We start from the raw sequence: 16,745 nt of genomic DNA, 5'->3' as shown, positions 1-16,745 counted from the left end.
AAAGCAGGAGAATGAAAGTGAAAATTGCCTTTACAACTACCGACCACGTTCATATTAATGCTCACTTTGGCTGGGCGAGAGAAATTGATGTCTACGAAATCGACGCAGAAGGATATCAATTTTTAGAAACATTAAACTTTGAAGGTGACTTAAAACAAGACGGCAACGAAGATAAAGTTGCACCAAAACTAGACGCATTAGTTGACTGCGCCATAGTTTATGTCACAGCAATTGGTGGAACTGCTGCCGCTAAATTAATCAAAAAAGGCGTTACCCCAGTTAAAGCACGTTCCGAACAAGAAGAAATTAAAGAAATCCTCAATAAATTAGTTCAAACCCTCAAAGGCAATCCTCCCCCTTGGTTGCGGAAAGCATTGCAACCCAAAACCAAAAACTTTCTTGATGAATTAGAAGACGAAGCAACAGTATGAGCGCAGAAAATAGCGTCAACGACACCGCCACAGATGTAGTTGCCAACTCCCCATTTCTCAAAGCCTTAGTATTACAAATTCGCGGACAAGACACTTACGGAGTTTTCCGCAGTTGGTCTGACGAACTACTTCTAAAACCCTTCATAGTTCCCAAAAAAAAGAAAAGGGAAATTCCCATAGAAGGTGAAGTTGATCCTGTCACCCAAGCGCGAATCATGTCATTTTTCCGCGCCATAGCTGCCAGAATCGAACAAGAAACCGGACTAATTTCCCAAGTAGTAATTGATTTAAGTCATGAAGGCTTTGGCTGGGCCTTAGTCTTTTCCGGTCGCCTATTACTCACCGTCAAAACCTTACGCGACGCACACCGCTTTGGTTTTGAATCCCTAGAGCAACTAGCCGAAGAAGGCGAGAAATTTGTCACCAAAGGACTAGACCTAGCCAACCGCTTCCGCGAAGTCAGCAAACTGTAAAAATAGGGAGTAGGGAGTAGGGAATAAATATTTTCATCCTTGTTCATCGAACCTCTTGCATAAATACCGAACCACAAGAATAGATACCTTCGCGCTCTCCTCTGCGCCTCTGCGCCTCTGCGTGAGATTTAAATAATATTCTTGGCAACGCCAAAGTCTTTATGCAAGAAACCCCCTAACTCAAAACAAAACCCAACAATGCAAGTAGAAGAAACCAGCATTGAAGAACTCAAAAACAAAATCAAACGCCTCAACAGTAAAGCCGGGCAGATGAAAATGGATCTGCACGACTTAGCAGAAGGCTTACCCACAAATTACACACAATTAATGGAAGTTGCAGCCGCAACTTATGAAATATATCGCCAGCTTGATGAACTGAAGCAACATCTTAAGCAATTGGAGAAAGGTAAATGACTAAAACTATTGAAGAATTCAAAAAACTTGCCGATGCCGAAGAATTTCTCAAATTCTTTGAATTGGAATACGACCCCAAAATTGTTCATGTAAATCGTTTACATATTCTAAAAAAATTCTCTCAACTTATCAGTGAAATTGATAGCAATCCAGACCTCAGTACAGAAGAAAGATTAAATCAATATTGTTTGGCATTGCAGAAAGCTTATCAGACATTTTTGGAATCAACACCTCAAGAACAAAAGTTGTTCAAGGTATTTAAAGACAAACCAAAAAATGTAATTACGCTGACAGAACTTTCTTCTGATTAGGAGGTATAAAGTGATCAACCTAACGCCTACCGAGTTAGAACGATATAGTCGCCAGATGATGCTCCCTAATTTTGGCGAAGTAGCTCAAAAGCGTCTGAAGTCGGCGACAGTTTTAGTGACTGGTGTGGGGGGATTAGGCGGTACAGCTGCGCTTTACCTAGCAGTAGCGGGCGTTGGGCGGCTCATCCTAGTCCGAGGCGGTGATCTGCGGCTAGATGACATGAATCGTCAGATTCTGATGACGGATGATTGGGTAGGAAAACCAAGGGTTTTCAAAGCGAAAGAAACTCTACAGGCGATTAATCCTGACATCCAGATAGAAGCGGTTCATGACTATATCACACCGGAAAATGTAGATGCGTTAGTGCAGTCTGCTGATATGGCTCTGGATTGCGCTCACAATTTTACAGAACGTGATTTGTTGAATACAGCTTGTGTACGCTGGCGTAAGCCGATGGTGGAAGCAGCGATGAGTGGGATGGAGGCTTACCTGACTACGATTATACCGGGTGTGACTCCGTGTTTGTCCTGTTTCTTTCCTGAGAAACCTGAGTGGGATCGGCGTGGTTTTTCTGTGCTGGGTGCGGTGTCTGGTACACTGGCTTGTTTGACAGCACTGGAAGCAATCAAGCTGATTACTGGGTTTAGTCAACCGTTATTGTCGCAATTGCTGACGATTGACTTAAATCGGATGGAATTTGCCAAGCGGCGTTCTCAACGCGATCGCTCTTGTCCGGTATGTGGTAACAATGCGCCTTGGAGATACGCACAATCCAATGCGATGGAAGCTAGTAGCAATTGTACACACAGTTGATGGTTGAATGGGTCAGGCGATCGCTACACCTGCTTTTAACATCTCTACAAACACACCCACACCTAGAATCACAAAAACTAATCGCGACAAATCAGGAGTTTTAATGACCGTTACTTTAACAGAAAAAGCAGAATTTCGTCTGCGGGGATTGTTGCGAGGTTCAGCTAGTGACACTGATGAAAAAACTACTAAAGGTGTCCGCATCTCCGTCAACGACGGTGGTTGCAGTGGTTATGAATATGGAATGGAAATCACTAGCAAACCTCAACCAGATGATCTAGTCATCGAACAAGGTAAAGTTTTGGTTTACGTTGATGCCAAAAGTGCGCCTTTATTAGAAGGACTGATCATCGATTTTGTAGAAGGGATGGTTGAAAGTGGCTTTAAGTTCACTAACCCTAAAGCAACCAGTACCTGCGGTTGTGGTAAGTCCTTCAAAGCTGGTGATTGTTCCCCTCAAGGCGTACCTTGCAGTTAATCCCATTTCAGACTTAACCCTGAACATTCAGTCTGATCTGAAAAGTTTCCCTTAGACAAAACAGACACTTGCTGATTTTTTCGCAACAAAAGCAGTGTCTCTCTTTGCGCCCCTTCTCGAAGAGTCAAGGGAGATTTAAAAACTTCGAGAAATTAGTTCCGTCTGATAAATCTTGAGGAGAATCGGAAAATGGCTACCTATCAAGTTAGATTGATCAACAAGAAAGAAAACCTCGATACGACAATTGAAGTTGATGAAAACACTACAATTGTTGACGGAGCAGCAGATAACGGTATTGAATTACCTGTATCTTGTTATTCTGGTTCTTGCTCTAGCTGTGTAGGCAAAGTTGTTGAAGGTGAAGTTGATCAATCTGAGCAAAAGTTCTTAGATGATGAACAGGTGGCTCAAGGATTCGCTCTATTGTGCGTTACCTACCCCCGTTCTAACTGCACAATCAAAACCCATCAAGAACCATATCTCGTTTAATCAATTGCGGTAATCGTTACTATTTACAGCTTTTGAAAGCCTAGCTGAAATCAGGATGAAATCTATAGTTCATCCTGATTCATTTTAGGTAAGAAAAGTTGATTTGATGCCTTTCATACCCATTGTAATAGGCTGGCCTCAATATCTGAATTTTTGGAGTTGAGAAAATTGGTATTACAAAGCTGTATATCCGTGCCAAAACCAGTATCCTAAACCCAAAAAACTTAGCAGAGTTAAGATAGCGATCGCTATCAATTTCCAATTAATTGGTTTCTCTGGCAAAGTATCTGTAATCATAATCGGACTTCCAGGCAGATTAAATTGATCGAGTAACTGGTTAACATTGGCTTTGTTTGTCACTACTCGATCAACACCCAGCCAAATATATTGCAAATTATAAGGATTTGGCTCTGTCTTGACACCACCAAAATTTTCAAACAACGCATCATCATAATAGGTGGTATCGGTTACAGCCTGGTTATGAAAAGCAATTAAGGGAGGGTAATACTTTTTGTCTTTGTTGGAAAGAGAAAAGTAGATTTTCTTCTCTTGACTAGCGATGCAGTCAAAATTGGATTTTTGTTGCCAAAATCCTGGTTTTACCCAAGATTCTGGTTTGACAATTCTATCATCTGCTCCATGTAAAATGCCTATGGGTAGTGTTAACTTACTGCCGATTGTACGAATGTTGATTGGTTGTTCTGCAAACGGAGAATTGAACAGTTTTAAAATCCACAGGGCTATCTGCGGAATGCCCATCTCCGTACTTGGGGCTGGATCGGCAGTAATAATTTGTTTTGGTAAAAACTTTTGTTGACTTGGCTCAAGATAAAGAGGCCAACTCAGTGCTAATAATCCTCCCAAAGAATGACCAAATACATAAAAATCAAAGTCTGATTGGGCGATATTGGGATGATGATCAGATAACTTTTTCCAAGTTATATCAGTAATGTCTATTGCTTGGTCAATCCATTCTATCGGGCTATGCAACAGACTTAAGCCAACAGTAGAAATGAGTTTGATTAAATTCTGTCCATAGCGACGATTAAACCATGAGAAAAATAATTTAATCACCAGGATGAACACGACTAAGGCTAAGGAAACGCGAAGATACTTTAAGAAAGTCGGTTTAATTAATTTGCGAGCCACCATTCCCAGTTTCCGCCGCCGATTCTGCTCTTGATTCAAAGTATCTCCTAGCTTAAAGTTCTTGCCTTTGGCAATCACACCTTGCAGAACTTTACCCCAGGATAATTGATTTTGTGCTTGATTTTCTACGGAGGCTGTTATGGCTTCTGGGTCGTCTGGATAGGTACTTTTTTGAAAGTCTGGAAAAATTACATAGTAGCCTTGTTTAGCCAATTCTTCCAAATGGTCTTCATAGAATTTTGGCATACACAAAGCAAAGCCGTGCAAGTAAGTAATTAACCTCAGTTTGCCTTGCTGATCACGGTAAGGAGCATCAGGAACATAGACTTGGATAAAATTACCTTGAATATGACTTCCTGACTGATATATTGTGTAGCCATTTTTGTGGATAGTATGCTCCCATTCCAAAGCTTCTCGATTTGCAACATCTACCATCAATGTTTCTTTGTGTCTTTGCTTTTCAGCAGGTACGTTGCGGAAAAACTGTATTGTCTGCTCTGTTAATAACAAACTGAAAGCCATAACAGATTCAGAACCACTAGCCGGAAGTGTACCGAATGTTGATGCAGGAAGAGCATTACCAATTAGCCCGATAAATGTACCTATAAATAACAATGGCCATTTCAGTCTTACCCAGATGCCGATACCAATCAGTAGCATGAACAAATTAACTACAATGGTAATAATTGGTGGAGCAGTGAGGTTTTCAGGAACATAACGCAACATTCCTGCAAAAAATTCTGGTTTCAACTCCATCCCTAGGTAATTTTTGGTAATATCTATCCCAGCCAGTCCGAATGCAATTCCCCAGGATAAAACTCTGACTAATGTAGTCGCCCAAGCTGCTCCCGCACGATGAGCCAGTTCCACACCAATCACAATGAACAGTGGCACAATTAAGTAGTGTAGGAGATAGCGAATCATGTTGAGATTTTCTAAAGCTTCTCCTGCACCAATGAATGTTCCTGTTCCTAAAATAAAATTGTCATAGCTGAGACTGACTAACAATAAGGGAGTAACAATCATTGCTAGGCTAGATGATTTTCGCCACAGACTAATTCCCCAACCGATTAATAGCCATGCGATCGCAGCTAGTGTCAGATGTCCCAAAGGATACAAAATTAACAAAATGTTGTTCATCTTCCCAGCATCAAATATTGATAGGAGCATATTTGCTAATTTTTGGTGGCTAATATTTTGCTTGTGGTTAATTTTTCTGGATTATTGCTCCTAAATTGAGCAATACCTTTGTCATAGACTAACCATGTGAAGATAGCTACTCCTGCTTCTGTTCCGCCTAAGTCATGCAGGATATGAAATAAAGCATTGAAAGTCACTTGTGGATCTGTATAGGGATTGCCGCCATACTTGTCTAGAAGAAATACAAAAGTTAAGTTAACTCCTACTGAAAAAATTGGCACAAGAATAATTTTCCAATCTTTGAGAAGTTTATAACCTCGATAAGTCAAAACTGCAAAAACTATAGTAAGTGCAATATAGATTGGAACTTTAAAACTGGGGTTATTAGCTTTATACCCTAAAGGGTATAAAATAGATACAACTAACAAACTGATGGCGAACAAAATGTTAACTAATCTGGTGAGGAAAGTTGTTTTGATCACCAAGCCATCAGACCACAATACAAATGCTGAAATCAGGAAAAAATAGAACATGAAATTCAGCATGGTAAAATCGTTAGCATAATACCAGCATTGGGTAACGTGCCAGCCTATTTCAGAGGCGATCGCCACCATAATAAAAGCTAGTCCTAGTTGGGAAGCAAAAATAACTCTGAATCCCAATCCCAAATTTTTTAAGCCACCATAAAAAATTCTCATTGCCAACGGAATCAAGGCAAAAGTGAGAATGTGGGTGACAATCAAGCCAAATTTCCAACCACCAGTAATACAGGTGCGAGTTTGATTAATTAACTGAGATTCTGCGATTTCTGGCAGGATGGTCAGCGTGTAACCAAATCCAAATAAAACTATCAAGAAACAGAAAGCGATAAACGCTAAATCAGCATTAAATATTTTGCTAGTGCTGTCTTTTTGCAAGTCTTCCATCAGTATCAATGAGTTATTTGTGTTGATTGGATAAATACTTTTTTCTGCCATCATCAAGATAATTACTTGGCAAAAAAAGTCAATAAATTCCAAACACAAATAGCTAAAATTGCATATATTTGCATGAGATCGAGCTATCTTGTGTTTGGAATAATAGCTATATCAACTCTTAAACTAAGCCAAGATTTGTGATTATTGGAAATTGTCGCTGAAGTTAACTTGTAAATTGACTGGCTCTGAGCCAAAACCGCTTCCTTTGGCCGAATATATCGTATCTCCAGGTTCTAAAACAGCTGTACCACCACAAGCTTTAATTAGGTTAGTGCCGTTCTTCACTTTTTGATCTACGCAACCAAACTCACGCTTTCCTCCAGGACCCGTAATTACAATGGTGTCAATGCTTCCAGTTGCCGTCTCAGGTTTCAAGGAAACTGTCACAGCACGAATCACTCTTCGTTCGGTCAAGCATGCTACAGGAGTAGCAACTTCAAAAGACCCACCCTGAATCTTAATAGTTTTAAACGGACTTCCACCAATGGGGTATGCTCCAGGAGAGCAACTATCTGCCATTGCCCCGGTAGGGAAACAGAACATCAGACATGAAAGAGCAAATGCAAATGTCAAAATCTTTGCCCAGCCCATAAACTTTTTCAATGAATTCATGGTCATACTCCTTGTTTAGCTCCAAATAATTAATGCAATGTGGTAATGGAAGGTTATTGATTTGGATGTACCTTAACCGAAGTAACAAATCGTTGTGACTACTTCAGATTGGAATTTGTGATTTTTTCGAGTTAGCGACACAGCAAACGTAAATATGCGCCAGCGAATCCCACCCATCCAAATGGATAGATGTTCTTTAACTTAAGAAGTTATGCCCATCAATTCTCAGTGATAATACTGAGTACAATCTAGTTTTCCTGTGATTGATAATCTGCTAATTATCAATCTTTCTAGGCTATGTAAAACTTATATCCTGAGATAGATGTGTGTCAACTGGTTTTTAAACGCCTTCAATAAAGTTTTATTAAGACTCGCCTCCGTTTAAAGACCGCACGCAGCTAAGATGCGGAGTCAAAACTAGACTCAGTAATTTTATAGCTGAGATAAAGTAACGCTATAGCTCTGATTGCCTTCATTAGCTCTATCGCTTAGTTAATTTGATTTTTGCTTCATCAATCCGAATAACCCCAATTGATTAAATCAACTGGGGTTATCAACTTTGATAAATTGTTTGTATGTGATACATATATATGATGATTTTATGGCAATATATTTACCCTAATCCTATCTACACCATCACCTAATTTTATTGAAAAACTAAATAGGGTGCATGATACAGGAAAAATGTAAAATTAGTCGCTTTTTTCGTAATTTTTAAGCGGTTTTAACCAATGTATACGACAATCGTTATAAAGGTTAATCATCTAACCTTATGGGAGTGATAATATATAAGTAAGCTAAATTGTTGCTAGTGAACTGAAACCTCAGCACAAAGCAATTCAAGGGTTATCTCAGCCATTCCTACCTTAATACTGGTCAAGTTCCAAAATTTGTTAGTCAGTAAGATAGCTTCAATAATATAGAAACTGCGTAAGTCTTGACGGAAAAGCAACCAGAATGATTAAGGTCTGAAATAGTGACTAAACTGTATAAATTGTCTGTCTAATTACTTTAAAAGTTATTCAGACAGTAGCAAGTACAATAACTCACAATTTAATTTGAATTAGAGTTAAGCGTGCAGTCTACACAGATGCAGTTTGGGAATATTGCAACAGTTTAGAAATAATTCCCTTCCTTGCAAACATAAGGAGCAGTAATTATGAGAGCCAAACAAATCATGACTCAAGATGTAGCTACTATTCGCGGCTCCGCAACTGTAGCAGATGCAGTCAGACTATTAAGGCTCAAAGGACTGCGTGCGTTAATTGTAGAACCTCGTCATAGTGCGGATGCTTACGGTATCGTCACTGTGGCTGATATTGCAAGTCAGGTTGTAGCTTATGGTAAAGATCCTGAAAGAATTCATGTCTATGATATTATGACGAAACCCTGCATCGTTGTTGATCCTGACCTCGATGTAGAATATGTAGCGCGTTTATTTTCTACTTACAATATATGGTGTGCGCCTGTAATTAGAGGTGAATTATTTGGGGTAATTTCTGTCACTGATATTGTTAGCAAGGGTGAACTTATTGCTCAACCCAAACTCATTTTCTTGCGGAAAGAACTGCACAAAGCTATCTCAGATGCTCGTGCAATTTCTGCCAACTATGGGCCAGACTCTAAACGGACGATGGAAGCTTGGGATTTTGTAGACGAACTTGAAAAAGAAGCCTATTTCTATGGCTTACCTAAAACTGAGAAATCTGCTAGAGAACTATTTGCTGAAACACCAGAATTCGCTACTGTTTAGCGCAAGATTACAGGAAGCAGAATACTCAGTATTTCTACTTCTTTGTAATCACGAGGTTGTTTAGAGTATGACTTGACAACTCTAATCATCAGCATTCCATAGCATTGTGTTTAGAAATGGTGGGCAATGCCCACCATTACCTTTTTCTTGTAGGGTGCATCAGTGTCAAACATATATTGATAATTACTGAATTATCTTTTTTGACGCACCTACTAATGTGGCAATTGCGTAAGTCCTAGTTTTATTTGGCGAATTGTGTGTAAATGCTACAACTAATTATGAATCAAAAAATTCCCTCAAATTTGAGTGCAGAAACTCAGCAATGGTTGAAACTCAAAGGCTACAACATTGAGGATTTACATCAGCGTGGGGAAAACGGCGATACAGCTTTGATGAAAGCTACTAAGGAGGGAGTCTTTGCAGTTGTTAAAGAATTAATTGATACGGGTGCTGAAATTAATGCTAGAAACAATGATGGTAATAATGCTTTATGGTTTGCTTGTTTTGGCAATCACTACGATTTAATTAATTTGCTTCTAGGGAACAAGATTAATATTGATAATCAAAATGACAATGGTGCAACGGTTTTAATGTATGCTGCATCAGCAGGTAAAGCGGAAGTTGTGAAATTACTTTTACAATACTATCCTAACTTAGATTTAAAAAATTTGGATGATTATCAAGCTATAGATTTTGCCAGCACTGTTGAGGTTTTAAGGATTTTGAAAAATGCCGCCAAGTAATATTTCTGGTAAAGCTTACCATGAGGCTACCAAGCATTCTTACTTATCGGTGCAACTTGATCCAAATTATGTTGATGCTGCTACTCAACCCTCTGCATTTAAAGTTTATCCCCAGTTTTATAGAAGAGTGAAATTAAATCTCAATAATAAAATTCACTCTTTTATCTGGTTAACCAGTGCAGTTACCTTCTCAAAGGTATATAAAAATGTTCCCTACAAACTGCGGGTAAATCCGTCAGCAGGGGCGTTGTATCCTACGGAGGTGTACGTACAGATTCGCGGAATGGCGGAAATAGTAGACGGTATCTATCATTTAGAAGTTGAGAATAATTGTCTAACACTCATCTATGAATTAATTGATGATGGGTTAGAGAGTTATATTATACCGGGCAGAAGTATCAAGGGATTCATTTTTTTAATTAGTTCTGTTTATTATAGGTCTAGCTGGAAATATAAAGACAGGAGTTTGAGATATTGCTTGTTAGATAGCGGACACCATTTAGGTGCTGTTGCTGCTTCAGCTTATCTTAACCAACTTGATATCCAGCTAATTTTTGATTTTGATAAACTCGCTCTCAATACAGATTTGGGGTTTGAGAATAAGGAGTTTATTAGTGCTTGTGCAGTATCTGGTGAAATACAGGAAAAGCAAGTTAGAAGACTCAGGCTGAAGCTTCCTTTTGTTTGTGGTACAGATTATTTTGTAGCTAATCAATTTATTGAAGATAGCTATCAAACAACCGCTTGTCAAACCAGCCGCAAACAACAACTTCAGCAACCTCAGTTTAATTTTGAGCCGGATAAATTCTACCAAACTGTCTGGGATAGACGTTCAGTTAGACGTTTCCGGAAAGAGTCGATTTTGCAAGAACAATATTTATATATCTTGCAACTACTAAAGCAGCCAATACCAACAGAAACTTTTGAGCCAGTAGAAATTTACTCGGTGGTGCATCGTGTTGAGGGGATGACATCAGGGTTATATCAAGGCGTGAATTTGGTGAAAGCAGGTAATTTCAGTGACAAAACTGGTTACTTGTGTGTAAATCAAGCACTCGCTAGAGATTGTGCTGCGATATTATTTTTCGTGTCTGAATATACCAGTTATCAAACTGCTATGCAAATAGCTGGTTTTTTAGGACACAGGATTTATCTGGGTAGTAATTATATAGGTATTCAATGTAGTGGCATTGGTGCTTTTTATGATGATGAAACCCAGGAATTCTTAGAAACAAATAAAGATGTGCTGTATGCAATGGTAATTGGAATTTAAGTTAGGATTGTCAACAAGAATGAAAAGACGCAGTTTTTCTTTTAACGGTGATGACTTTCATCCTATGCAGCCATCATCGGCTGATATTGTGTTGAGACAGCAACTAGAGTATTCTATTAGTAGATGCTTTTACGAAGCGTGCGATCGCACCTTACAAAACCTCTTATCTAATTGTCGGTGGTATGTGACAACTCAAGCCAATGCCATGACATTGGTGATTGAATGTCCTGATCAATTTACCAACTGGCGGATTTTGCAAAAACTCGTACCAATGGGTAAACTACTCCAGCAAATAGTTAGCAGTGCCAAGATTCGGGTTTGTCCCCCAGAAAGTGAAGGCGTACCTTTTGAGATGAGAGTAGATGAACTCTCTGTGTATCAGGATAGGGCCTAATCATACGATGAGGGAGACAAGAAAGGCAAGGGAGACAAGGGAGAAAATATTTTTCCCAGTCCCTACTCCCTAATCTTTAATAATTCCGAATTATCCCAACTATTTCTGCAAAAACCACATCAGCAGAATTTTGAACAACGGGACTCAATTCTAGTCCAAAATCAAGACTTGCAGCTTCAATTAAATAAACCGTCACATCTTGCGGAAAATCATTTCTAAATATTTTCCTTCCGGTAAATAAAGCATTATCCCAACGAAAATCATGCAAATTATAACTAGGTTCTGGTAATGCTGCCAATTCTGCACCAGGAACTTTAAATACTGCGCCAGGTTCAGAACCCGTTGAACTGGCATCAATAATTACTAATTGTTTACTACCTCTAGCTTGAAACATGACTTCCATTCCTGCTGTTCCACAGTCATAAACTTGTATGTGAGGATGGGGATTTTCTGCTAAATATTTTTGTAAGCGTTGAGCAATAATTACACCTACAGCGTCGTCACTGCGATTGAGATTTCCGCAACCAATTATAGTTAACATTTTTACTAATTATTTATGATAAACCTGCATCTCGACGCTGCCAAAAATCATCTCGTGCAGCCTGATCATTCATAAGTTTATTTTGCTTCACATCATCTAAGTTGGCTTGAATCAAACCTGCATCTCGACGCTGCCAAAAATCATCTCGTGCAGCCTGATCATTCATAAGTTTAGTTCGGTTCACCTCGTCTAAGTTAGCTTGGAGATTAGCAACAATAGCCTTTTCAATTTCCAGATATTTTATACTGCGAACAGTATGAACAGGCTGAACAAGAGAGACGAAAGCAGCACCAAATTTTGTCACTCGAATTTCCTCTGTTTGACCGGAATATTGTTTTCCAGTCTTGACATACCAAGCAAACATTTCACAGTTGTTAGAGTGAATATTGTATGCACCAAATATATCAGCATATTCATGAAGACGCTTTAGTTCTTCTTCCGTTAGTTCAACGTTTCCATGTCATTCAACTCCAGCAGTCCCCCAACCTACAGAATTATTAAAATTGCCATCTTGACTGAGGTAATAATGACGTGCAATTCCTAGTGTAGAATTAATCGGGATACTGTAAATACTGACCATAATTATTTATTGATAAAGATGCTAGCTTAATTAAAATAGAAATAATGAAATTATACCAGTTTTAGTCATACTCTGGTATACAAGTTTTGAGAGGCTTTTAAACCCCCATGCCAGCTAAAAAAAGTTTTTCCTTTTCCCTCTCCTACAAAGAGAGGGTTAGGGAGAGGTAGGGAAGGGGGCTTAGGTTTGTAATGCTCTTAAAACTTTACATTATATTTATCTGCCAGTTCAGAAAGCTTTTCATACTGTTGAATAGCAGCTTCACTAATTAAGGCTTTAGCTTCTTCTGGAGTGTTGCCGATGCTGGGGATTAAATATTTGACATAGAGGGCTAAAAAATCAACCATAATTGCAGAACCTACTAAACCATGACTATCAGCTTCTTTACCAGCCATTGCTGATACTAATCCTGCTTTAATTTGGTCTGGTCTATCTTTCATGAATTGATCAATAATTTGCCAAATATACTCATTTGGTATGAGGTTTTGTAACTTGGTTGTATCTGGAGTAAATTCTATACCTGCTAACTTTGCCTGTTCTAAAACACACCATTCTGTAAATTCTTGCAGTGCTTCTTCAGGAAGTTTGGGGAGATATTTGTGTAGTTCTAAATCAGACACAAGCTTACCTAATAGATTTCAGTTTTGTGGGAGTACATGACAGTAAGCCTAACTTACTGTTTCTCTAGTTTTTAGTGCGTTACGCTACGACTATTAAATAATTAGATAGAAAGAAAACTTTTGCAGAGGTGCGTGGCTAATGGGGGGAGATAAACGCTTGGTTTTGAGTTAGTAATCAAGCAGTTATGTTAAAGAAAGGTTAAAATATTTTGGTGAATATATGTTAAGTAAATTTAGGGACATTAATCAGGTAATAATTTTATTTTAATTTAAATATTTATGCTGATAAACGTCTGTCTGCTTGATTTATAATCGAGGCAATTTGAGCTACAAACTGTCCAGATATACTACTGGACGAAATTAGGAAAAGCTGGACTGGTCAAGATGGGTAAAAGTAGAATATTCAGGAGTATGTATGGTGCGATCGCTCAAAAAAATACTTGCATTAGTCATAGTATTGGTGTTCTCTTTCATACTATTGCCTAACCCTGCGTTAGCTTTTGTTTCTTATCAAGGTCAATTCACCGCTACAAGTGCGTGCGAAGCCGTAAGCTCAATTAAAAAAGGAACTAACCCGGATAATGTGAGATTGACACCAGGGCAAGTCTATCAAATAGTTGGGAAAAATAAAGATAACGCCTCCCACTACCTTGTACAAATTGCTGGCGTTAATCCGCCTCAGCGTTGGGTTCCTGTTAGCTGTGTGAGTGCTGTTGGTTCGACTGGGGACACAACTGATACAACCCGTCCAATTGTTGCAATTCCTACAGGAGATGATTATTTACTCGCCCTGAGTTGGCAACCCGCTTTCTGTGAGGGCAAACCAGACAAAGCTGAGTGTCAAATTCTAGCAGCAAATCCCGACCGATTTGAAGCTAGAAATTTCGTGTTACACGGTTTGTGGCCGCAACCCAAATCTAATGTTTACTGTAATGTGAGTGAACGTGATATTACTGATGATAAACAGAAAACTTGGTCAAAACTACCAGCTATAGAGAAAGAACTTTCGCCTGAGACTTGGGAAAGACTACAAACAGTGATGCCCGGAACTCGATCAAATCTGCATCGACATGAGTGGATTAAACATGGTACTTGTTACCCAGGTTCAGCAGAGGAATATTTTGCTGAATCAATTGCCATACTTGATGCCTTTAACAAATCGCCAGTACAAGGACTAATTGCTAGTAATATTGGTAGACAACTTACCATCAAGGAAATTGATCAAGCCCTGTCTGATTTTGGCTCTGACACTGGGGAGAAAGTAGAAGTAAAATGTAGTAATTCACTATTGGGTGAACTTTGGGTAAACCTGAAAGGCGATATTACCCCAACTAGCCTTGTAGCTGGACTGCTTACCAATAGCCCAAAAGCCAAGACTGAAAAATATGCTTCTTGTTTAATTGACGATGCGCGTGATTAATTAGATTTATTGTGTAGTCGGGAAGAGCGATCGCTTCTCCTCAGCCCTATCAAATTATACTCATAGCTGGTTGCATTGGAGAGAGCGATCGCTTCTAGCTAACAAGTCATGATACAAGATTGATGCTGCTGCCATGTTAGATTATTCTTAAACTGTCAGCAAAATTTAGGCTTCTGTGCAAAGCTATGCGGTCAATTGAGCAACTAACAGAAGAAATTTTATCTTTGCCTAGTGCGTCGAGGGCGTTGTTGGCAGAGAAAATAGTAGAAAGTTTGGAATTCGATACAGATCCCACCATTCAAGCGGCTTGGAATACTGAAGCCAAGAAGCGGCGAGATGAGATTAGAAGTGGTTGTGTAGAACCCATACCAGGAGATGAAGCTTTAGCTCAAGTGAGGCGACTGCTTGAGCAATGAAATATGTATTTCACCCTGAAGCCCTGACTGAATATGCAGAGGCTGTTCAGTATTACGCACAACAACGTGCTGAGGTAGCACAAGCGTTGATTAATGCTGTTGAGAATGCAGTTTACCAAATTAGAGAGTCCCCTAATCGTTGGACTTTAGTCGATGAAGACGTTAGGCGATGTTTGACGCGCAAGTTTCCGTATGCAATTCTTTACACAATTGAACAAGATAACATTTTGATTTTTACCAGTTTGCAACAAACCTATACTGATTTAAAAAGACCAAGATTAACGTATGATATTTTCCTGCTAAGATTCTGGTGGCTGTGGTTAATTTCTGCTGCTTACCTTTACCAATTCGCTATGAGAAAAATTACTGAGCATGGCAAACATTAGAGTGTTTATTACACCTTTTTATGGCAATTTTCAACCATAAAATACTAATGAGCTAATGACTAACCAAATAATAACTAGCCATTAGCCACTCATAGTAAAATCTCCGCGTACCTCCGCGTTTACCTCCGCGCCCCTTTGCGTTTAAACCTCCACCTCAACTAAGCAGTGCGAAAACGCGCCAACTCCTCACCCGTCTTCGCATCATGGGCGTGAACAGTACACACCAGACAAGAATCAAACGATCGCGCCACGTGTCCCACCTCCACAGGATCAGTAGGATCTTCAATAGGAGTACCTACCAAAGCCTCCTCAATCGGGCCTCTGACTCCCTCACCATCACGGGGGCCGACATTCCAAGTAGTAGCAGCAATCACTTGATAATTCTTAATCTTGCCCTCTTCAATATCTACCCAATGAGACAAAGAACCCCGTGACGCTTCCGTTGCACCCCAACCGCGTCCGTCTTTTTCCGTCGGTTTAATATACCAAGGTTCATTCAACTGGAACTCACGCAAACATCTTTCCGCTTGCCGGTATAACTTGACAATTTCGTGAACTCGTGCTAGCTGACGCAGATGAATACTAGCACCGCCCATTTTCTTGAAAGCGTCCAGAATAAACCCGTCGTAATGTTGCCAAGACTCGCCATGCTGACCACCTGCGACTAACTGACGCGCTAGAGGGCCGACTTCCAAACGTCCGAAATCTTGATGTCGTACCGCAGTAGACCAAGAGTAGGCATTTTTGAAGTCTTTATGATTGTTCTGGGTGGGTTTGGTCGTGCGGTCAAAGGGGTGAACATCTGCTTCCCCTTCTTCATACCAGGAATGGGTAGTATTCTCACGGGCGAAGGTATGATCCATCAAAGTATGTGTATCGGTGAAGCTGTCGTACACACCACTTTTCATAATCATAGCGGCGTTGCGTCCTTCGATGGTTGGCTTTTGGTATTTGTCTTCATGAGGTAAATATCCCCAAGTGACGTATTTACCAACACCAGCACCGTATCTATCTAGACCAACATCTAGACCCATGCGCCAATAGAAACCCAAGTCTGACATCCGATGTTTGATGTCTTCTTCTAACCAGTCCATGAAATCATCGTAAGTTTGGATTTCTTCGTATCGTTCTAAAGAACAACCCAACCATACAGGTTCTAACCAGTTAGTGCGGAAGTATTCCAGAATTGCCCAAGCGCGGGTAATGTCTGTTAAAGTGGGGGCGCACATCACACCACCAGGCACCATATAACTGCTGTGACAACTGGTGATATGCTGAAAATGTTACTGAGTAACTTATTGCGTAAAGTTATTTTGCTCGGTAAGAACATT

At 39.6% G+C, this 16,745-nt stretch carries 20 protein-coding genes and 1 pseudogene; 14 read left to right on the top strand and 7 right to left on the bottom strand.

What is annotated here, in order from left to right:
• Window positions 1-17 precede the first annotated feature (17 nt).
• The 7 genes from nifX to A3775_RS14335 all read left to right on the top strand — a co-directional run bounded on the left by nifX (window position 18) and on the right by A3775_RS14335 (window position 3,410).
• Window positions 18-431, top strand: a complete 414-nt coding sequence (nifX, locus tag A3775_RS14365; RefSeq protein WP_197480161.1) for a nitrogen fixation protein NifX — start codon at window positions 18-20, stop codon at window positions 429-431.
• Window positions 428-904 carry a NifX-associated nitrogen fixation protein gene (locus tag A3775_RS14360; RefSeq protein ID WP_066380225.1) on the top strand — a complete coding sequence of 159 codons (477 nt, stop codon included), beginning with the start codon at window positions 428-430 and terminating at the stop codon, window positions 902-904. Before nifX ends, A3775_RS14360 begins: the two co-directional genes overlap by 4 nt.
• Window positions 905-1,102: 198 nt before the next feature.
• Window positions 1,103-1,318 carry a CCE_0567 family metalloprotein gene (locus A3775_RS14355; protein ID WP_066380226.1) on the top strand — a complete coding sequence of 72 codons (216 nt, stop codon included), beginning with the start codon at window positions 1,103-1,105 and terminating at the stop codon, window positions 1,316-1,318.
• Entirely contained in the window at window positions 1,315-1,629 is a 315-nt protein-coding gene (nifW, locus tag A3775_RS14350) for a nitrogenase-stabilizing/protective protein NifW (RefSeq protein WP_066380228.1), read from the top strand. Before A3775_RS14355 ends, nifW begins: the two co-directional genes overlap by 4 nt.
• Window positions 1,630-1,639: 10 nt before the next feature.
• On the top strand, window positions 1,640-2,443 hold the full coding sequence (locus tag A3775_RS14345; RefSeq protein WP_066425519.1) for a HesA/MoeB/ThiF family protein: 804 nt from the start codon (window positions 1,640-1,642) through the stop codon (window positions 2,441-2,443).
• A 103-nt stretch (window positions 2,444-2,546) separates the two neighbouring features.
• The gene (locus A3775_RS14340) at window positions 2,547-2,921 is read left to right on the top strand and encodes an iron-sulfur cluster assembly accessory protein (RefSeq protein ID WP_066380965.1); all 375 of its coding nucleotides are present in this window, start codon (window positions 2,547-2,549) and stop codon (window positions 2,919-2,921) included.
• 189 nt (window positions 2,922-3,110) lie between these two features.
• The gene (locus A3775_RS14335; RefSeq protein ID WP_066380233.1) at window positions 3,111-3,410 is read left to right on the top strand and encodes a 2Fe-2S iron-sulfur cluster-binding protein; all 300 of its coding nucleotides are present in this window, start codon (window positions 3,111-3,113) and stop codon (window positions 3,408-3,410) included.
• Window positions 3,411-3,584: 174 nt separating this feature from the next.
• On the opposite strand, the gene A3775_RS14330 is transcribed toward A3775_RS14335, so the two are convergent.
• From A3775_RS14330 to A3775_RS14320, 3 genes are all read right to left on the bottom strand, one after another.
• A complete protein-coding gene (locus A3775_RS14330) occupies window positions 3,585-5,729 on the bottom strand; it encodes a hypothetical protein (RefSeq protein ID WP_231867013.1) in 2,145 nt (714 codons plus the stop codon).
• A 5-nt stretch (window positions 5,730-5,734) separates the two neighbouring features.
• Window positions 5,735-6,679 carry a hypothetical protein gene (locus A3775_RS14325; protein ID WP_231867012.1) on the bottom strand — a complete coding sequence of 315 codons (945 nt, stop codon included), beginning with the start codon at window positions 6,677-6,679 and terminating at the stop codon, window positions 5,735-5,737.
• Between the two features lie 138 nt (window positions 6,680-6,817).
• Window positions 6,818-7,288: a hypothetical protein gene (locus tag A3775_RS14320; RefSeq protein ID WP_156481641.1), complete on the bottom strand. Its 471-nt coding sequence runs from the start codon at window positions 7,286-7,288 to the stop codon at window positions 6,818-6,820.
• 1,159 nt (window positions 7,289-8,447) lie between these two features.
• Between A3775_RS14320 and A3775_RS14315 the strand changes: the two genes are divergently transcribed.
• The 4 genes from A3775_RS14315 to A3775_RS14300 all read left to right on the top strand — a co-directional run bounded on the left by A3775_RS14315 (window position 8,448) and on the right by A3775_RS14300 (window position 11,451).
• Entirely contained in the window at window positions 8,448-9,041 is a 594-nt protein-coding gene (locus tag A3775_RS14315; protein WP_082803749.1) for a CBS domain-containing protein, read from the top strand.
• A gap of 278 nt (window positions 9,042-9,319) precedes the next feature.
• Complete coding sequence (locus A3775_RS14310) at window positions 9,320-9,784, top strand: ankyrin repeat domain-containing protein (RefSeq protein WP_066425517.1); 465 nt, start codon at window positions 9,320-9,322, stop codon at window positions 9,782-9,784.
• Window positions 9,771-11,057, top strand: a complete 1,287-nt coding sequence (locus tag A3775_RS14305) for a nitroreductase family protein (RefSeq protein WP_066425514.1) — start codon at window positions 9,771-9,773, stop codon at window positions 11,055-11,057. The genes A3775_RS14310 and A3775_RS14305 overlap by 14 nt, the downstream gene beginning before the upstream one ends.
• Before the next feature lie 19 nt (window positions 11,058-11,076).
• Window positions 11,077-11,451: a hypothetical protein gene (locus tag A3775_RS14300; RefSeq protein ID WP_066380239.1), complete on the top strand. Its 375-nt coding sequence runs from the start codon at window positions 11,077-11,079 to the stop codon at window positions 11,449-11,451.
• Window positions 11,452-11,527: 76 nt separating this feature from the next.
• Here A3775_RS14300 and A3775_RS14295 read toward each other — a convergent pair whose 3' ends face one another.
• The 3 genes from A3775_RS14295 to A3775_RS14285 form a co-directional block, all read right to left on the bottom strand.
• A complete protein-coding gene (locus tag A3775_RS14295; RefSeq protein ID WP_066425512.1) occupies window positions 11,528-11,992 on the bottom strand; it encodes a hydrogenase maturation protease in 465 nt (154 codons plus the stop codon).
• 13 nt (window positions 11,993-12,005) lie between these two features.
• Window positions 12,006-12,356: a hypothetical protein gene (locus A3775_RS24690; protein ID WP_197480160.1), complete on the bottom strand. Its 351-nt coding sequence runs from the start codon at window positions 12,354-12,356 to the stop codon at window positions 12,006-12,008.
• 413 nt (window positions 12,357-12,769) lie between these two features.
• Window positions 12,770-13,192 carry a hypothetical protein gene (locus A3775_RS14285; RefSeq protein WP_066380246.1) on the bottom strand — a complete coding sequence of 141 codons (423 nt, stop codon included), beginning with the start codon at window positions 13,190-13,192 and terminating at the stop codon, window positions 12,770-12,772.
• Window positions 13,193-13,670: 478 nt separating this feature from the next.
• Here A3775_RS14285 and A3775_RS14280 point away from each other — a divergent pair, with 478 nt between their 5' ends.
• The 3 genes from A3775_RS14280 to A3775_RS23630 all read left to right on the top strand — a co-directional run bounded on the left by A3775_RS14280 (window position 13,671) and on the right by A3775_RS23630 (window position 15,414).
• On the top strand, window positions 13,671-14,612 hold the full coding sequence (locus tag A3775_RS14280) for a ribonuclease T2 family protein (protein ID WP_197480159.1): 942 nt from the start codon (window positions 13,671-13,673) through the stop codon (window positions 14,610-14,612).
• A gap of 185 nt (window positions 14,613-14,797) precedes the next feature.
• The gene (locus A3775_RS14275; RefSeq protein ID WP_066380248.1) at window positions 14,798-15,028 is read left to right on the top strand and encodes an addiction module protein; all 231 of its coding nucleotides are present in this window, start codon (window positions 14,798-14,800) and stop codon (window positions 15,026-15,028) included.
• A complete protein-coding gene (locus A3775_RS23630; protein ID WP_082803748.1) occupies window positions 15,025-15,414 on the top strand; it encodes a type II toxin-antitoxin system RelE/ParE family toxin in 390 nt (129 codons plus the stop codon). Before A3775_RS14275 ends, A3775_RS23630 begins: the two co-directional genes overlap by 4 nt.
• A 158-nt stretch (window positions 15,415-15,572) precedes the next feature.
• On the opposite strand, the pseudogene A3775_RS14265 reads toward A3775_RS23630, so the two are convergent.
• Window positions 15,573-16,673, bottom strand: a pseudogene (locus A3775_RS14265) (nickel-dependent hydrogenase large subunit); the annotation flags it as partial.
• Window positions 16,674-16,745: the final 72 nt, after the last annotated feature.

The sequence above is a fragment of the Anabaena sp. 4-3 genome (assembly GCF_001597745.1).
GTDB lineage: Bacteria > Cyanobacteriota > Cyanobacteriia > Cyanobacteriales > Nostocaceae > Trichormus.
Note: the sequence above shows the minus strand (reverse complement) of the source record. Positions and strands in the feature narration are given on the sequence as shown.